The organism is Variovorax sp. OV084 (genome assembly GCF_900111625.1).
Taxonomy (GTDB): domain Bacteria; phylum Pseudomonadota; class Gammaproteobacteria; order Burkholderiales; family Burkholderiaceae_C; genus Variovorax.
Genome location: NZ_FOII01000001.1, coordinates 471,653 through 486,949, shown reverse-complemented (window position 1 = coordinate 486,949; position 15,297 = coordinate 471,653). Strand labels below are relative to the sequence as shown.

The 15,297-nt window shown below is 66.1% G+C and carries 14 protein-coding genes; 3 read left to right on the top strand and 11 right to left on the bottom strand.

Annotated features, from left to right (window positions below):
* Positions 1 to 22: 22 nt before the first annotated feature.
* The 8 genes from rseP to rpsB form a co-directional block, all read right to left on the bottom strand.
* The gene (gene rseP, locus BMW87_RS02410; RefSeq protein ID WP_093073877.1) at positions 23 to 1,396 is read right to left on the bottom strand and encodes an RIP metalloprotease RseP; all 1,374 of its coding nucleotides are present in this window, start codon (positions 1,394 to 1,396) and stop codon (positions 23 to 25) included.
* 33 nt (positions 1,397 to 1,429) lie between these two features.
* Positions 1,430 to 2,620, bottom strand: a complete 1,191-nt coding sequence (gene ispC / locus BMW87_RS02405) for a 1-deoxy-D-xylulose-5-phosphate reductoisomerase (protein WP_093073875.1) — start codon at positions 2,618 to 2,620, stop codon at positions 1,430 to 1,432.
* Positions 2,617 to 3,462: a phosphatidate cytidylyltransferase gene (locus tag BMW87_RS02400; RefSeq protein ID WP_093056546.1), complete on the bottom strand. Its 846-nt coding sequence runs from the start codon at positions 3,460 to 3,462 to the stop codon at positions 2,617 to 2,619. Before BMW87_RS02400 ends, ispC begins: the two co-directional genes overlap by 4 nt.
* Before the next feature lie 19 nt (positions 3,463 to 3,481).
* Positions 3,482 to 4,201, bottom strand: a complete 720-nt coding sequence (gene uppS / locus BMW87_RS02395; RefSeq protein ID WP_093073873.1) for a polyprenyl diphosphate synthase — start codon at positions 4,199 to 4,201, stop codon at positions 3,482 to 3,484.
* 8 nt (positions 4,202 to 4,209) lie between these two features.
* Complete coding sequence (gene frr / locus BMW87_RS02390) at positions 4,210 to 4,770, bottom strand: ribosome recycling factor (protein WP_093056544.1); 561 nt, start codon at positions 4,768 to 4,770, stop codon at positions 4,210 to 4,212.
* An 11-nt stretch (positions 4,771 to 4,781) separates the two neighbouring features.
* Positions 4,782 to 5,504: a UMP kinase gene (gene pyrH / locus BMW87_RS02385; RefSeq protein WP_093056543.1), complete on the bottom strand. Its 723-nt coding sequence runs from the start codon at positions 5,502 to 5,504 to the stop codon at positions 4,782 to 4,784.
* 95 nt (positions 5,505 to 5,599) lie between these two features.
* Entirely contained in the window at positions 5,600 to 6,523 is a 924-nt protein-coding gene (gene tsf / locus BMW87_RS02380; protein WP_093056542.1) for a translation elongation factor Ts, read from the bottom strand.
* Between the two features lie 82 nt (positions 6,524 to 6,605).
* The gene (rpsB, locus tag BMW87_RS02375) at positions 6,606 to 7,361 is read right to left on the bottom strand and encodes a 30S ribosomal protein S2 (RefSeq protein ID WP_093056541.1); all 756 of its coding nucleotides are present in this window, start codon (positions 7,359 to 7,361) and stop codon (positions 6,606 to 6,608) included.
* Positions 7,362 to 7,573: 212 nt separating this feature from the next.
* Between rpsB and BMW87_RS02370 the strand changes: the two genes are divergently transcribed.
* Both BMW87_RS02370 and BMW87_RS02365 read left to right on the top strand, forming a co-directional pair.
* The gene (locus BMW87_RS02370) at positions 7,574 to 8,896 is read left to right on the top strand and encodes an amidase (RefSeq protein ID WP_093073871.1); all 1,323 of its coding nucleotides are present in this window, start codon (positions 7,574 to 7,576) and stop codon (positions 8,894 to 8,896) included.
* A 56-nt stretch (positions 8,897 to 8,952) separates the two neighbouring features.
* Positions 8,953 to 10,206, top strand: a complete 1,254-nt coding sequence (locus BMW87_RS02365) for a D-amino acid dehydrogenase (protein ID WP_093056539.1) — start codon at positions 8,953 to 8,955, stop codon at positions 10,204 to 10,206.
* Here BMW87_RS02365 and BMW87_RS02360 read toward each other — a convergent pair.
* Positions 10,196 to 10,624, bottom strand: coding sequence for a hypothetical protein (locus BMW87_RS02360; protein WP_093073869.1), 429 nt, complete (start codon positions 10,622 to 10,624; stop codon positions 10,196 to 10,198). The genes BMW87_RS02365 and BMW87_RS02360 overlap by 11 nt on opposite strands.
* A gap of 41 nt (positions 10,625 to 10,665) precedes the next feature.
* On the opposite strand from BMW87_RS02360, the gene BMW87_RS02355 reads away from it, so the two are divergent.
* A complete protein-coding gene (locus BMW87_RS02355) occupies positions 10,666 to 12,126 on the top strand; it encodes an NAD(P)H-hydrate dehydratase (protein WP_093073867.1) in 1,461 nt (486 codons plus the stop codon).
* 10 nt (positions 12,127 to 12,136) lie between these two features.
* Here BMW87_RS02355 and BMW87_RS02350 read toward each other — a convergent pair whose 3' ends face one another.
* Positions 12,137 to 12,901 (bottom strand): SDR family oxidoreductase, encoded by a 765-nt coding sequence (locus BMW87_RS02350; RefSeq protein WP_093073865.1) that lies wholly within the window; start codon positions 12,899 to 12,901, stop codon positions 12,137 to 12,139.
* 60 nt (positions 12,902 to 12,961) lie between these two features.
* Positions 12,962 to 15,226 carry a ribonuclease R gene (gene rnr, locus BMW87_RS02345; protein ID WP_371258766.1) on the bottom strand — a complete coding sequence of 755 codons (2,265 nt, stop codon included), beginning with the start codon at positions 15,224 to 15,226 and terminating at the stop codon, positions 12,962 to 12,964.
* Positions 15,227 to 15,297: the final 71 nt, after the last annotated feature.

Below are 15,297 nucleotides of genomic sequence, written 5' to 3'. Positions count from 1 at the left end.
ACGGAAAGGGCCGGGCAGAAAGTTAACCAAAGAGCCGTGTGACGTCGTTGAAGAGTGCGACCGACATCATGACCAGCAGCAGGGCCACACCCCCGCGCTGAAGCCGTTCCATCCAAGCGTCGGAGACGCTCTTGCCGGTCAGGCCCTCCCAAAGATAATACATCAGGTGTCCCCCATCGAGGACCGGCAGCGGCATGAGATTGAGGACTCCGAGGCTCACGCTGATGAGCGCCAGGAAGACCAGATACTGAGTAAAACCGAGGCTTGCGGACTTGCCAGCGTAGTCGGCAATCGTGAGCGGACCGCTCAGGTTCTTGAGCGAAGCCTCGCCGATGACCATCTTGCCCATCATGCGCACGGTCAGCGCGGACACCTCCCAGGTGCGCACCACACCACGCCAGACACCGTCGACCAGCCCCTGGCGCACCGTCACCATTTCGGGCGGCGCACCAACGTAGGCGCCGATGCGCCCCACCTTGACGCCGCCCTCCTCCCGCACCTCGGGCTTCACGTCGATCTTGAGCGGCTGGCCGCCGCGCTCGACCTGCCAGGCCTGGGTGCGCGGCTGGTCACCATCGACCGACGCCCGGATCACCTCGCGCAGCTGCTGCCCGTCGACGATGGCCGTGTCGCCGATGGCGCGCACCACATCGCCGTTGCGCAGGCCGGCGCTTTCCGCCGCACTACCCGCCATGACTTCGCCGATCTCAGGCCGGGTCAGGGGTGCGACGACGCCGATCTTGCGGAACATCTGCGGATCGGCGTCCTTGGTCTCCATGCGGCTCAGCGGCAGCACCAGCTGGCGCGCAGGCCGGCCGGGTTCCCCTGCGACTTCGAGCGTCAGGTCATGGCCATCGAGCGCGCCACGCGTCATGCGCCAGCGCAGATCCTCGAAGGACTGGACCGGCGACAGGTCGCCATCGAAGCCCGCTTGCGTGATGTGCTCGCCGCCGCGCAGGCCCGCCGCTTCGGCCAGAGAGGCGGCCACCGGCCGCGCGAGCTTGGCGACCGGCTCCTGCACGCCGATCCAGTTGACGGCCGTGTAAAGCACGACAGCCAGCAGCAGATTGGCGATCGGCCCCGCCGCAACAATGGCCGCTCGGGAACGCAAAGGCTGGGTGTTGAAGGCGCGATGGCGCTCTTCAGGCGCGACCGGCCCCTCGCGCTCGTCGAGCATCTTGACGTAGCCGCCGAACGGGAATGCACCGATGACGAACTCGGTCTGTTGCCCCGGATGCTGGCGCTTGGGCTGCCAGCGCAGCAGCGCCTTGCCGAATCCGACGGAGAAGCGCTCCACCTTGACGCCGCAGGCAACAGCCACGCGGTAGTGTCCGTATTCGTGCACCGCGATCAGGACACCGAGTGCGACCACAAAGGCTATGACAGTGAGCAGCATCGGGGTCCTTGGTCTCTACGGAGGGTCGTCAGGTCAGGCTGCGAAACGCAGCGCCGCGGCATTGGCCGCCGCGCGGGCGCTGGCATCGATCGCCAGCAGGTCGGCCAGCGATGCCGGCTTGGAGGGGGCGACCCTTTCCAAAGTTTCCATGTTGACCGCATGTATGCAATCAAAACGCAGGCGGCGGTTCAGGAAAGCTTCAACTGCGACCTCATTGGCGGCATTGAGCACCGCCGTCGTGCCCGGCGCGGCGCGCAGCGCGTGCCATGCCAGGCCCAGTCCGGGAAAGAGTGCTGCGTCGGGCGCATCGAAAGTCAACGAGGCCATTTGGCGGAAGTCGAGCCGCGCCGCACCGCTCTCAATGCGCTCAGGCCAAGCCAGGCCCACCGCGATCGGCACCCGCATGTCGGGCGTGCCGAGCTGGGCGATGACCGAAGCATCGGTGAACTGCACCATCGAGTGCACCACGCTCTGCGGATGAATGACGACCTCGATCTGATCAGGCGCGACGCCGAACAGGTGACGTGCCTCGATCACTTCGAGGGCCTTGTTCATCATGGTGGCCGAGTCGACCGAAATCTTGCGGCCCATGACCCAGTTCGGATGGGCGCAGGCCTGTTCGGGCGTCACCGTACCCAGGGTTTCCGGCGCACGAGTGCGGAACGGGCCACCCGATGCGGTCAGGATGATCTTGTCGATACGCCGCGCCCAGGTGGACGGGTCTTCAGGCAGCGACTGGAAGATGGCCGAATGCTCACTATCGATAGGCAGCAACGTCGCGCCGCCTTCGCGCACGGTACGCATGAAGAGTTCGCCGCCGACGACCAGCGCTTCCTTGTTGGCCAGCAGCAGCCGCTTGCCGGCGCGCGCGGCGGCCAGGCAAGGGCCAAGGCCCGCCGCACCGACGATGGCGGCCATCACAGCATCGACTTCGTCGTGAGACGCTATCGTTTCGAGAGCATCATCGCTCGCCAGAACAACCGTTTTCAGGCTGTTTTGCTTCAACTTTTCAGCCAGCAACGCAGCATGCGGCGCACTGGCCATCACGGCGAACCGGGGCGAGAACTGAGCGCACTGCGCCAGCAACTCGTCGACCTTGGTAGCCGCCGAAAGGGCAAACACCTCGAAACGCTCGAGGTGCCGCGAAATGACGTCGAGCGTGCTCACGCCGACCGAACCGGTCGAGCCGAGCACCGTGACGCGTTGTCTTCTGGGTGTGTTCACAGGAAAGCCAGCATCATGGCAATGGGAAGCGCCGGCAAGAGGGCATCCACGCGGTCGAGGACGCCGCCGTGGCCGGGCAGCAGCCGGCTGCTGTCCTTGGCGCCGGCGCTGCGCTTGATGAGAGATTCGACGAGGTCACCCACGACGCTCATGGCCGCGAGGAACAGCGCGGCGAGCAGCAAAAGCCACCAGCCCCGCTCGTTGAGACGGGTATAGAGGCTGGCCACGGTCGCGCCGGTGGCCTTGTCGGCCCAGACCCAGGCAAAGGCCAGCACCACCACGCCGATCATTCCGCCCCACACACCTTCCCAGCTCTTGCCGGGACTGATCGCGGGCGCGAGCTTGTTGCGGGTGAACTTCAGGCCGAAGGCGCGGCCGGCGAAATAGGCGAACACGTCGGCCACCCACACCAGCACCAGGATCGACAGCAGGAAGTTGATGCCGATCATGCGTGCCTGCACTGCAGCGAGCCATGCCACCCACAGCGCCAGCAAACCGCCGACCAACCGCAGCCCGCGCGGAATACGGGGCCAGCCCGGCACCGCCACTCGCAGCAGCGCTGCGCCGCCCAGCACCCAGGCCGCACTGGCCAGGGTCCACATCAAGACCAACGGCTGCTCCAGCAGCCCCAGCCACCAGGACAGCGCGCACAGCACCACCGTTTCAACGCCGAGAAACACCGACAGCCGTTGGCCGTATCCATTCAGACGCCCCCACTCCCAGGCGCCAGCGCCGATCAACACCAGCATGACGCAGGCGAAGGGGATGTAGTTTCGATAGAACAGCGCTGGCAGCAGGATCGCGAGCAGCACGATCGCCGTGAGGATGCGTTGTTTGAGCATGCGGGAGGTTGTCAGGCCCTCAGGCCGTGGCGGTCTTGACCTGTGCCGAGGTTTGGCCGAAGCGCCGCTCACGGCCCTGGAACGCGGCAATGGCCTCGTCCAGCGCAGCTTCGTCGAATTCGGGCCACAGCTTGTCGCTGAAGAAAAGCTCGGCGTAGGCACTCTGCCAGAGCAGGAAGTTGGACAACCGTTGCTCGCCGCCCGTGCGGATGAACAGGTCGGGGTCGGGCACATGGGCCAGGGCCATGGCGCGGTCGAGGCTCGCCTCGGTGATCGCATCGCCCTGCGCCACCAGCCTGGCGGCGGCCTGCGCGATGTCCCAGCGGCCGCCGTAGTTGAAGCAGACGTTGAGCACCATGCGCGTGTTGTGCGCCGTGGCCAGCTCGGCGTCGACCAGGCCCTTCACCATCTTCGGCGACAGGCCGGCCCGTTCGCCGACGAAATGCAGCCGCACGCCATCGGCGCTGAGCTTGGGCACCTCGCGGGCGAGTGCACCGACCATCAGGTCCATGAGGCCGGAGACTTCCTCGACGGGACGGTTCCAGTTCTCGGACGAAAACGCGAACACCGTGAGCACGCCCACGCCGCGGTCGGCACAGGCCCTGACGCAGCGGCGCAGCGATTCGACACCCTGCTTGTGCCCCGCGACGCGGGGCAGGAAGCGCCGCGTGGCCCAACGGCCGTTGCCGTCCATGACGATGGCAACGTGGTGGGGAATGCGTGGCGCTGAAGAGGCCATGACAGGCCTCAAACGGCCATGATCTCCGCTTCCTTGGCCGCGACCAGGCGGTCGATTTCCGCGATGTGGCGGTCGGTGACCTTCTGGATCTCGGCCTCGGCGCGCTTCTGGTCGTCTTCCGACGCCAGCTTGTCCTTGACCAGCTTCTTGACCGACTCGTTCGCATCGCGGCGCAGGTTACGCGTGGCGACCTTGGCGGTTTCGCCTTCGTTGCGGACCAGCTTGGTCATTTCCTTGCGGCGCTCTTCGCTCATGGCGGGCAGCGGCACGCGGATCAGGTCGCCCATGGAGGCGGGGTTCAGGCCCAGGTCGCTTTCGCGGATGGCCTTCTCGATCTTGGCGCCCATGCCCTTTTCCCAAGGCTGGACGCTGATGGTGCGCGAATCGAGCACCGACACGTTGGCCACCTGGCTCAACGGCACCTGCGAGCCGTAGTACTCGACATGGATCGAGTCGAGCAGCGCAGAGTTGGCGCGGCCGGTACGGATCTTCGTAAGGTTGTTCTGGAATGCGGCGAGCGACTGATTCATCTTCGCGTCGGTCGCATTGCGGATATCTGCAATGGTCATCTCAAATACTCCTAGGCATGCACCAGCGTGCCCTCGTCCTCGCCCATGACGACGCGCTTGAATGCGCCGTTCTTGAGAATCGAGAACACCTTGATCGGCAGCTTCTGGTCGCGGCACAGCGCAAAGGCCGTGGCGTCCATGATGCCGAGATTCTTTGCGATCGCCTCGTCGAAGCTGAGCGAGACATAGCGCGTTGCGTCGGGGTTGGTCTTGGGATCGGCGGTGTAGACGCCGTCGACCTTGGTCGCCTTGAGCACCAGTTCGGCACCGATCTCGGCACCGCGCAGCGCAGCGGCCGTGTCGGTGGTGAAGAACGGGTTACCCGTGCCGGCTGCGAACACCACGACCTTACCCTCTTCGAGGTACTGCAGGGCCTTGGGGCGCACATAGGGCTCGACCACCTGCTCGATGGCAATGGCGGACATCACACGAGCCACGAGGCCCTGTTTGTCCATTGCATCGGCCAGCGCCAGCGAGTTCATGACCGTGGCCAGCATGCCCATGTAGTCGGCCGTGGCGCGGTCCATGCCGACCGAGCCCCCCGCGACGCCGCGGAAGATGTTGCCTCCACCGATCACGACCGCCACCTGCACGCCCATGTTCACGACCTCGGCCACCTCCTGCACCATTCGCACGATGGTCGCGCGGTTGATGCCGAAGGCGTCATCGCCCATCAACGCCTCTCCCGACAGCTTCAACAAGATTCGCTTGTGGGCTGGGCGGGCATCAGACATGGGCAATTTCCTTTGGTTGGACTGGGACGAGTGTAAAACGTAGCGATGAAAAAACGGCGGCGCGCGTGGGCGCACCGCCGTTGAGCCTTAAAGGCTTAAGCAGCAGCCTTGGCCGCTGCAACTTGCGCGGCCACCTCGGCTGCGAAGTCGTCAACTTTCTTCTCAATGCCTTCGCCGACCACGTAAAGGGTGAAGCCCTTGATCGTGGTGCTGGCGGCCTTGAGCATCTGCTCGACGGTCTGCTTGTCGTTCTTCACGAACGGCTGGTTGTGCAGCGAGACTTCCTTGAGGAACTTCTGCACGCCGCCTTCGATGCGCTTGGCAACGATGTCGTCCGGCTGCGGCTTCTTGCCCTCGGCTTCGGCGGTCTTGCGGTCTTCGTCGGCCTTGCCCTTGGCAACTGCGCGCTCTTTTTCGATCAGGTCGGCAGGCACGTCCGATGCCTGGATGGCGACCGGCTTCATGGCGGCGATGTGCATCGCCACGTCCTTGGCCGACGTGTCGTCGCCTTCGAACTCGACCATCACGCCGATGCGCGTGCCGTGCAGGTACGAAGCCAGCTTGCCGTTGCCAGCGAAGTGCTTGAAGCGGCGGAAGCTCATGTTCTCGCCGATCTTGCCGATCAGGCCCTTGCGCACGTCTTCGAGCGTGGGGCCGAAGCCGTCTTGCTCATAGGCGAGTGCGCCCAGCGCAGCGATGTCCGCGGGGTTGTTCTTCGCGACCAGCATGGCGGCGGCGTTGGCCAGGGCCAGGAAGCTGTCGTTCTTGGTGACGAAGTCGGTTTCGCAGTTGATTTCGATCATGCCGCCGGCAGCGCCGTCGACAAAAGCCGTGACCACGCCTTCAGCGGTGATGCGACCCGATGCCTTGCCAGCCTTGTTGCCGAGCTTGATGCGCAGCAGCTCTTCGGCCTTTTCCATGTTGCCGTCGGCCTCCGTCAGGGCCTTCTTGCACTCCATCATCGGCGCGTCGGTCTTTGCGCGCAGTTCGCCGACCATGCTTGCGGTGATTGCAGCCATTTGTGGTATCTCCGTAAATCCAAAAATCAGGTTAAAAAAAAGGGGCACCAAAGCCCCTTCTTCAGGCTCGCAGGCGCGCCAATCAGGCCGAAGCGCCTTCTTCGACTTCGACGAATTCGTCGCCATTGCCTTCGGCGATGGCCTTGACCACGTCACCGGTGGCGCTGTTGCGGCCTTCGATGATCGCGTCGGCGATGCCGCGGGCGTACAGCGTGACAGCCTTCGACGAGTCGTCGTTGCCAGGGATCACGTAGTCGATGCCTTCGGGCGAGTGGTTGGAGTCAACCACGCCGATCAGCGGAATGCCGAGCTTCTTGGCTTCGGCCACGGCGATCTTGTGGAAGCCCACGTCGATCACGAAGATGGCGTCGGGCAGCGCGGCCATATCCTGGATGCCGCCGATGTCCTTTTCGAGCTTCTCGATTTCGCGCGAGAAGGTCAGCTGCTCCTTCTTGCTCAGCGAGTCGAGGCCGGCTTCCTGCTGGGCCTTCATGTCCTTCAGACGCTTGATCGAGGTCTTGACGGTCTTGAAGTTGGTCAGCATGCCGCCGAGCCAGCGGGTGTCGACGAAGGGCACGCCGGCGCGACGGGCTTCTGCCGCCACGATTTCACGGGCCTGGCGCTTCGTGCCGACCATCAGGATCGTGCCGCGGTTGGCGGTGAGCTGCTTGGCGTACTTCATCGCGTCCTGGAACATCGGGAGCGACTTTTCCAGGTTGATGATGTGAATCTTGTTGCGATGACCGAAGATGTACGGGGCCATCTTGGGGTTCCAGAAGCGGGTTTGGTGACCGAAATGGACACCTGCTTCCAGCATTTCGCGCATGGTGGTAGACATTGAAATTACTCCAAAGGTTGGGTCTAAAATCCAGCCCGTTTTGTGCTCTTTTCGAATGGAGTCACAACACCTTGATTGGGCCGGTTTGCGGATGTGTTTGACTGGGTGCAACGGGAGCCGTCGCTCAGCCAGCGAAACCCAAAGAGTATAGCACGGCCGTCGCCCCCTTCCTCCCTGAACCCGAGCCGCTTGCACGGCCTCTGCCTCCACTCATGAACGACCTTCACGCCACCCGTCTCGACCTTCTGGCAGGTGGCTCCGATGCACGCACCGAAATGGAGCGCGCCATCGGCATCGCCCAGTCCCCGGTCTGCGCGCACGTCTTCACCCGCACCATGTTCGACGAGGCCCGGCAGGCTGCCGCCGGGTCGAACCCCGACAGCCGGCTTTCGGGTCTCGCCTTCACCGCCAAGGACCTGTTCGACATCGAAGGCCAGCCAACGCCCGCCGGCTCCGTGGTCCTGGCCCATGGACCAGCCGCCAGGGCCGACGCCTTCGCCGTGGCGCGGCTGCGCGCCGCGGGCGGCGTGCTGACCGGCCGCACCAACATGACGGAATTCGCTTTCTCGGGCGTTGGCATCAACCCTCACCATGGCACGCCAGCCAACGTGAGCGACGCCGCTACGCCGCGCGTTCCGGGCGGCTCGTCGTCCGGCGCCGCGATCTCGGTGGCCAGCGGGGCCGCGTTCATCGGCCTGGGCTCCGACACCGGCGGCTCGATCCGCATCCCGGCGGCGCTGAACGGTATCGTCGGCTTCAAGAACACGGCCCGGCTGACGCCCGCCAACGGCGCGCTGCCGCTCTCGACCACTCTGGACACCGTTTGCGCCATGACGCGCTCGGTTCGCGACGCCATCACCGCGCACGAGATCCTCGCGGCCCGGCGAGTGACCGCCGGCAACGCCCCTCTGGCCGCCTACAGGCTGGCCGTGGTGAAGAACGTCTTCTTCGACGGCATCGAGCCCGCCGTGGCCGCCGCCTTCGAGCGCTCGCTGAAGGCGCTCCGCGCAGCCGGCGCCCGCATCGTGGAAATCGAACTGCCCGAACTCGCCGAGTTGGCCACCATCAATGCCACCGGCGGCTTCTCGGCCGCCGAGTCGCACGCTTGGCACCGCCTGCTGCTGGAGCGCAGCGGCGCAGGCTACGACCCACGCGTGGCCCAACGCATCCTGCGCGGCGCCACGATGAAAGCGCATGAATACATCGACCTGATCCATGCCCGTCGCGACTGGATCGCCCGAGTCGAAACCGCGCTCGCGCCGTTCGACGCCGTGCTGTCGCCGACAGTGCCGATCACCGCACCATCCATCGCCAGCGTGGCGCCGGGCGCCGAGCGTGACGACGAATTCTTCCGCGTCAATGCATTGCTGCTGCGCAACCCGTCGATCATCAATATGCTCGACGGCTGCGCGATCTCGCTGCCCTGCCACGCCGACGGCGAACTGCCGGTTGGCCTGATGCTGTGGCATGCCGCGCTGCACGACGACGCCGTGCTTGCTGTAGCACTCCAGACCGAGCGCGCGCTGCAAAATTAACAGCTGACACGGCCCACCTCACGGGCGTCAGCCATCTCTCTTATTCAGAACATTCAATGAAAATCGCGATCGTGGGCGCCGGCATCATCGGCGTCACCACCGCCTGGGAACTGGTTTCCGACGGCCATGAAGTGACCGTGTTCGAGCGCAGGGGCGCCGCCGCAGAAGAAGCCAGCTTCGCCAACGCCGGCGTGGTCGCTCCCGGGTACGTCACGCCGTGGGCCGCCCCCGGCATGCGCGGCAAGGTGCTGCGCTCACTGCTGTCCTCGCACGGCGCCATCAAGCTGCGCTGGCCGCTAGGCTCGCGCGATCTCGGCTGGTTGTCGCGCTGGCAGAAAGCCTGCAAGCTCGAAACCTACCTGGCCAACCGCGCCCGCATGCAGCGCCTGGCCTTCTACAGTCGCAATCGACTGCACGAGGTGACCGAGGCGCGCGAGCTCAGCTACGAACGCAGCGACGGCTACCTGGTGCTGCTGCGTTCCAAGCGCGACAAGAAACTGGTGCAAGCCGGGCTGGAGGTGCTGCGCTCGGCGGGCAGCGTCTTCAAGGAAATCGACGCCGACGAGGCCCGGCTGATCGAGCCCGCCCTCAACCCCGACACCCCGCTGGCAGGCGCCATCCACCTGCCCGAAGACGAAGTGGCCAACTGCCGCCAGTTCGCGCTGCTGCTCAAATGGGAGGCCGAGTCGTTCGGCGCGCAGTTTCATTTCAACTGCGACATCGCGCCGCTGAGCCGCGCGGCGCCCACCTCGCTGTCGCTGGCGAGCGGCTCCGACCCCGTGCGCTACGACGCAGTCGTGGTGTGCGCCGGCCTGGCTTCGGCCGCGCTGCTGCGGCCGCTGGGCCTGCGCATCCCGATGGCCCCGGTCTACGGCCATTCGGTGAGCGCGCCGATCCGCGAGCCGCTCAACGCGCCGCGCAGCGCGGTGATGGACGAGCGCTACAAGGTCGCCATCTCCCGCCTGGGCCAGCGCGTGCGGGTGGCTGGCAGCGCCGAGATCGGCGGCTCGCTCGACACGATGAACCCGGCCGCGGTGCAAACGCTCTACAAGGTGCTGCACGACTGGTTCCCGGGCGCAGCCACGCTGCAGTCCGGCGTGCAGCAATGGAAAGGCGCACGGCCAATGCTGCCGGACGGTCCACCGGTGCTGGGTGCCAGCGGCATTCCCGGTGTGTGGCTCAACCTCGGCCATGGGTCGAGCGGCTGGGCGCTGTCGTGCGGCAGCGCGCGCGTGCTGGGCGACCTGATCGCTGGACAGGACCCGGGCATCGACCTCGAAGGACTCGGGGTCGAACGGCTCAGTCTTTAGGACCCCACCTGCGCAGGGCCTCGGGGCTCGCAGGCTGCTCTACAGGCAGCGCGGGCTCCGGCGGTGGGCGAAGCCTGCTCGCAATCCATCCCAGCAGTCCGGGGCTGAGCAGCGCAAAGAAAATCAGGCACAGCGCAGCGGCACCCAGCAGGGCCAGACGCATCGGGCCGGAAGCAGTTTCACCCGGGACGTCGAACCACCGGATCACGCTGCAGCCGAAGCCGACATTGGCGGCCCAGGCCACGTCCCGCAGAGACACCCACCGCTTCAGCTCTGCCAGCAGGAAGACGCCCCATACGGCGCACAACAGGCCCAGAACCCATCCCAGCCCCGCAATCCACGCCATCGTCGCAGCGAGGAAAAAGACAAGCGCTGCGAAAAGCAGGACAAGCAGCCAACCGACGCCTTTGAAGCTCATCCCCGGATGATAGGGAGACAGCACGACGGCACAATGCGCCGATGCAACGCATCACCTCCGCCACCGCTGCCGAGTTGTTCGACATCGCCGCCACGCGCCGAATCGAGCATGCCGCGGCGGCCGCCCTGCCCGCCCACACGCTGATGCGGCGCGCCGGCCTTGCGGTAGCGCGGCTCGCGATGGCGATTGCGCCGCATGCGCGGACGATCTGGGTGGCTTGCGGGCCGGGAAACAACGGCGGCGATGGTTTCGAGGCTGCGGCGCAATTGCGTCATCGAGGCTTCTTTCCGGCAGTCACATTCCTGGGAGATGAAAGCCGCTTGCCACCGGACGCCAAGGCTTCGCTGCAGCGTGCCCGCGATGCGGGCGTCACCTTTGCATCGACGCCGCCTTCAGCCTACGAACTGGCCATCGACGCGCTGCTCGGCATCGGATCGACGCGGCCGCCCGAAGGCACGATGGCCGAGTGGCTGGCGAAGATGCATGCGAGCGGCCAACCCGTGCTCTGCGTCGACGTGCCATCGGGCTTGAATGCGGACACCGGCACCCTACCCCGCGGCATCGACCACGTGCAAGCGTCGGCCCGCACCTGCATCACCTTTCTCACATTGAAGCCCGGCCTGTTCACTGCCCAGGGCCGCGATGCGGCGGGCACGGTGTGGTTCGACGATCTGGGTTGCAGCGCGTTCAAGGATCAACCGGTGGCCCGAATCGCGGGAGAACCCGATGCGCACCCGCGCACCCATGCCTCGCACAAGGGTAGCTACGGCGATGTCGCGGTGATCGGCGGAGCGTCCGGCATGGCGGGCGCCGCTTTGCTGGCCGGCTCGGCGGCACTGCATGGCGGCGCGGGACGCGTGTTCGTCGGATTGCTCGACCCGAGCGCGGCCCCCGTCGACACCGCCCAACCCGAACTGATGCTGCGGGACGCCCGAACGCTCGACCTGTCAGGCATGACGGCGGTGTGCGGCTGCGGCGGTGGGGAGGCGGTGCGAGAACTGCTGCCGCGCGTGCTCTCGACGGCGGCCGCTTTGGTGCTCGATGCCGACGCGCTCAACGCCATCGCAGCCGATGGCGCGCTGCAAGCACAGCTGACGTCCCGGGGGAAAAGCGGATCGCCCACCGTGATCACGCCACATCCGCTGGAGGCTGCACGCCTGCTGGGTTGCACCGTCGGCGATGTCCAAGCCGACAGGCTGACCGCCGCCCGTCAGCTCGCCGCGCGCTTCGGCGTCGTGGTCGTGCTCAAGGGTTCGGGCACCGTCGTTGCCGGCACCGCCGACACCCTGCCAGTCATCAACTTGACCGGCAACGCCAGCCTCGCGACCGCAGGCACCGGCGATGTGCTGGCCGGCATGATCGGCGCGGCGCTGGCCATGCGCCAGCCTGCTTTCGAAGCAGCGCGCGAAGCCGTCTGGCAACACGGCCACATCGCCGACACATGGCCGGCCGATGCAGCCCCGCTCACGGCCGGCACGCTGGCCCGCCGCGCGCCCGCCTGACGCGAGCTTTTTAGCCGCGCCCGACGAAGGGCATCTTCGTCGCCATGATGGTGTGGAACAGCACGTTGGCTTCCAGCGGCAGGTTCGCCATGTAGAGCACCGACTGGCCCACGATCTTGACGTCGATCAGCGGCTCGATCGCGAGTTCACCGCTGGCCTGCGGCACGCCCTTGGCCATGCGCGCGGCCAGTTCGGTCATGGCATTGCCCACGTCCACTTGCCCCACGGCGATGTCGTACTTGCGGCCGTCGAGCGACGCGGTCTTGGTCAGCCCTTCGACCGCGTGCTTGGTCGCCGTGTAGGCGGCCGAGTTCGGCCGTGGAGCGGTGGCCGAGATGGAGCCGTTGTTGATGATGCGGCCACCCATCGGCGTCTGCGCCTTCATCGTGCGGAACGCCTGCTGGATACAGAAGAACATGCCGGTCAGGTTGATGTCGACCACACCTTGCCATTGCTCGGGCGTCCAGTCCTCGAACGGGCCCGGCGGGTTGCCCACGCCGGCGTTGTTGAACAGCAGGTCGACGCGGCTGAAGCGCTCGACGGTGGCGGCGAACAGGGCCTGCACCGAGTCCGCGTTGGACACGTCGGTCGACACCGCGAAGGCGCGCGCACCGGCACCCGATTCTTGCGCCACCTGTTCCAGCGGCTCCAGGCGGCGCCCCGCCAGAACCACGCTCCAGCCGTCACCCAGCAGCGCCAGCGCGGCGGCGCGGCCGATGCCGGAACCCGCACCCGTGACGATGGCGATGCGGCCCTTGTTGTCTTCAGCGCTCATGCTGTCTGTCTCTTTCTCTTTTCGGTTTGTCGATGGTTCGTGCGGCGTGCGAGGCTTGCTTCAGCGGCGCGGCTTGCGCCCCTTCATCTTGTTGGCGGCCTTCTTGACCGCCGACTTGAAGGCCTGCATCGCCGACTGCGGCCCGGCCGTGGCCGAGGAGCCGCGCTCTGCGCGCGACTCGGCGTTGCCGGCCTCAGCCTTGTGACGCGTGCTGCGCTTGGCCGAGGCCTTGACCGGCACGCCAGATGATGCCGCACCCTTGTCCTTCATGGCACGGGCCGTGAGCTCTTCGCCTTCGCGCACGAGGCGGAAGTCGATCTTGCGGCCGTCCAGGTCGACGCGGCTCACCTGCACCCGCACCCGCGTGCCGATGGCATAGCGGATGCCGGTGCGCTCGCCGCGCAGCTCCTGGCGCATCTCGTCGAACTTGAAGTACTCGCCGCCGAGCTCGGTGATGTGCACCAGGCCCTCGACGTACATCGCATCAAGCGTGACGAAGATGCCGAAGGTCGTGGCCGCAGTGACCACGCCGCCGTATTCCTCGCCGAGATGCTCGCGCATGTACTTGCACTTGAGCCAGGCCTCGACGTCGCGGCTGGCCTCGTCGGCGCGGCGCTCGTTGGCGCTGCAATGCAGGCCTGCGGCTTCCCATGCCAGCACTTCCTTGGTGGGAGCGACAGTGGCCTTCTGCGGCTTGCTGGTTGGCGCTTTCACACGCGACGCGAGCCGCTTGGCCAACTTGGCATGCGCCTCGCCGGGCGTGGGCAGCATCGGCAGCTGGTAGCGCGTCTTCGACAGGATCGCCTTGATCACGCGATGCACCAGCAGGTCCGGATAGCGCCGGATCGGGCTCGTGAAGTGCGTGTAGGCCTCGTAGGCCAGGCCGAAGTGGCCGCTGTTGATCGGCGTGTAGATCGCCTGCTGCATCGAGCGCAGCAGCATGGTGTGGATCTGCTGCGCGTCGGGGCGCTCCTTGGTGGCATCGGCGATCGCCTGGAACTCGCCCGGCTTGGGATCGTCGGTGATGCTCAGGCCGACACCCATGGCCTTCAGATAGCCGCGCAGGATTTCCTTCTTCTCGGGCGTCGGGCCTTCGTGCACGCGGTACAGGCCCGGGTGCTTGCCTTCGGCGATGAAGTCGGCGCTGCAGACGTTGGCCGCGAGCATTGCCTCTTCGATCAGGCGGTGCGCCTCGTTGCGCGTGCGCGGCACGATCTTTTCGATGCGGCCGGCGTCGTCACAGATGATCTGCGTCTCGGTGGTTTCGAAGTCGACCGCGCCACGCTTGCCGCGCTGCTTGAGCAGTGCCTTGTAGACGTCGGCTAGGTTCAGCAGGTCCTTGACGCGGTCCTTGCGCTTGGCAGCTTCGGGGCCGCGCGTGTTGCCGAGGATGGCAGCCACCTCGGTGTACGTGAAGCGCGCATGGCTGAACATCACGGCCGGGTAGAACTGGTACGCGTAGATCTCGCCGTCGGCCGCGACCAGCATGTCGCACACCATGCACAGGCGCTCGACCTCGGGGTTGAGCGAGCACAGGCCGTTCGACAGCTTCTCGGGCAGCATCGGAATCACGCGGCGCGGAAAGTACACGCTGGTGGCGCGGTCGTAGGCGTCGATGTCGATGCCCGAGCCGGTCTGCACATAGGCGCTGACGTCGGCGATGGCAACCAGCAGGCGCCAGCCCTTGCCGCGACCCACCTTCGCGGGTTCGCAGTACACGGCATCGTCGAAGTCGCGCGCGTCTTCACCGTCGATGGTGACGAGCGGAATGTCGGTAAGGTCGACGCGTCCCTTCTTGTCGGCGGGACGGACCTTCTCGGGCAATGCCTTGGCTTCGGCCAGGCACTCCGCGGAAAACTCGTGCGGCACGCCGTACTTGCGCACGGCGATCTCGATCTCCATGCCGGGATCGTCGATCTCGCCCAGCACTTCTTTCACGCGGCCAACGGGCTGGCCGAACAGAGCCGGCGGCTCGGTGAGTTGCACGACAACCACCTGCCCCACCTTCGCGGGACCGGTTGCGCCCTTGGGGATCAGGACGTCCTGGCCGTAGCGCTTGTCTTCCGGTGCAACAAGCCAGATGCCGCCTTCGTGCAACAGGCGCCCGATGATGGGCTGCTCGGGACGCTCGACGATTTCCACCACGCGCCCTTCGGGGCGACCGCGGCGGTCCTGGCGCACGACGCGCGCCTTGACGCGGTCCTTGTGCAACACCGCGCGCATTTCGTTCGGCGGCAGGTAGATGTCTGCTTCACCGTCGTCGCGCTGCACGAAGCCGTGCCCATCGCGATGTCCTTGAACAGTTCCTTCGAATTCATCCAGCAAGCCGCTGGAAGTGACATTATTTTTGATATGATCTCCTTCTTTCCTGAAATTCAAAACATTGCTGCTTCGGC

What these genes read in the sequence shown, in the direction of transcription:
- rseP (WP_093073877.1), bottom strand. Translation starts at nt 1,396, where the DNA reads ATGCTGCTCACTGTCATAGCCTTTGTGGTCGCACTCGGTGTCCTGATC.
- BMW87_RS02400 (WP_093056546.1), bottom strand. Translation starts at nt 3,462, where the DNA reads ATGCTCAAACAACGCATCCTCACGGCGATCGTGCTGCTCGCGATCCTG.
- uppS (WP_093073873.1), bottom strand. Translation starts at nt 4,201, where the DNA reads ATGGCCTCTTCAGCGCCACGCATTCCCCACCACGTTGCCATCGTCATG.
- frr (WP_093056544.1), bottom strand. Translation starts at nt 4,770, where the DNA reads ATGACCATTGCAGATATCCGCAATGCGACCGACGCGAAGATGAATCAG.
- pyrH (WP_093056543.1), bottom strand. Translation starts at nt 5,504, where the DNA reads ATGTCTGATGCCCGCCCAGCCCACAAGCGAATCTTGTTGAAGCTGTCG.
- tsf (WP_093056542.1), bottom strand. Translation starts at nt 6,523, where the DNA reads ATGGCTGCAATCACCGCAAGCATGGTCGGCGAACTGCGCGCAAAGACC.
- rpsB (WP_093056541.1), bottom strand. Translation starts at nt 7,361, where the DNA reads ATGTCTACCACCATGCGCGAAATGCTGGAAGCAGGTGTCCATTTCGGT.
- BMW87_RS02370 (WP_093073871.1), top strand. Translation starts at nt 7,574, where the DNA reads ATGAACGACCTTCACGCCACCCGTCTCGACCTTCTGGCAGGTGGCTCC.
- BMW87_RS02365 (WP_093056539.1), top strand. Translation starts at nt 8,953, where the DNA reads ATGAAAATCGCGATCGTGGGCGCCGGCATCATCGGCGTCACCACCGCC.
- BMW87_RS02360 (WP_093073869.1), bottom strand. Translation starts at nt 10,624, where the DNA reads ATGAGCTTCAAAGGCGTCGGTTGGCTGCTTGTCCTGCTTTTCGCAGCG.
- BMW87_RS02355 (WP_093073867.1), top strand. Translation starts at nt 10,666, where the DNA reads ATGCAACGCATCACCTCCGCCACCGCTGCCGAGTTGTTCGACATCGCC.
- BMW87_RS02350 (WP_093073865.1), bottom strand. Translation starts at nt 12,901, where the DNA reads ATGAGCGCTGAAGACAACAAGGGCCGCATCGCCATCGTCACGGGTGCG.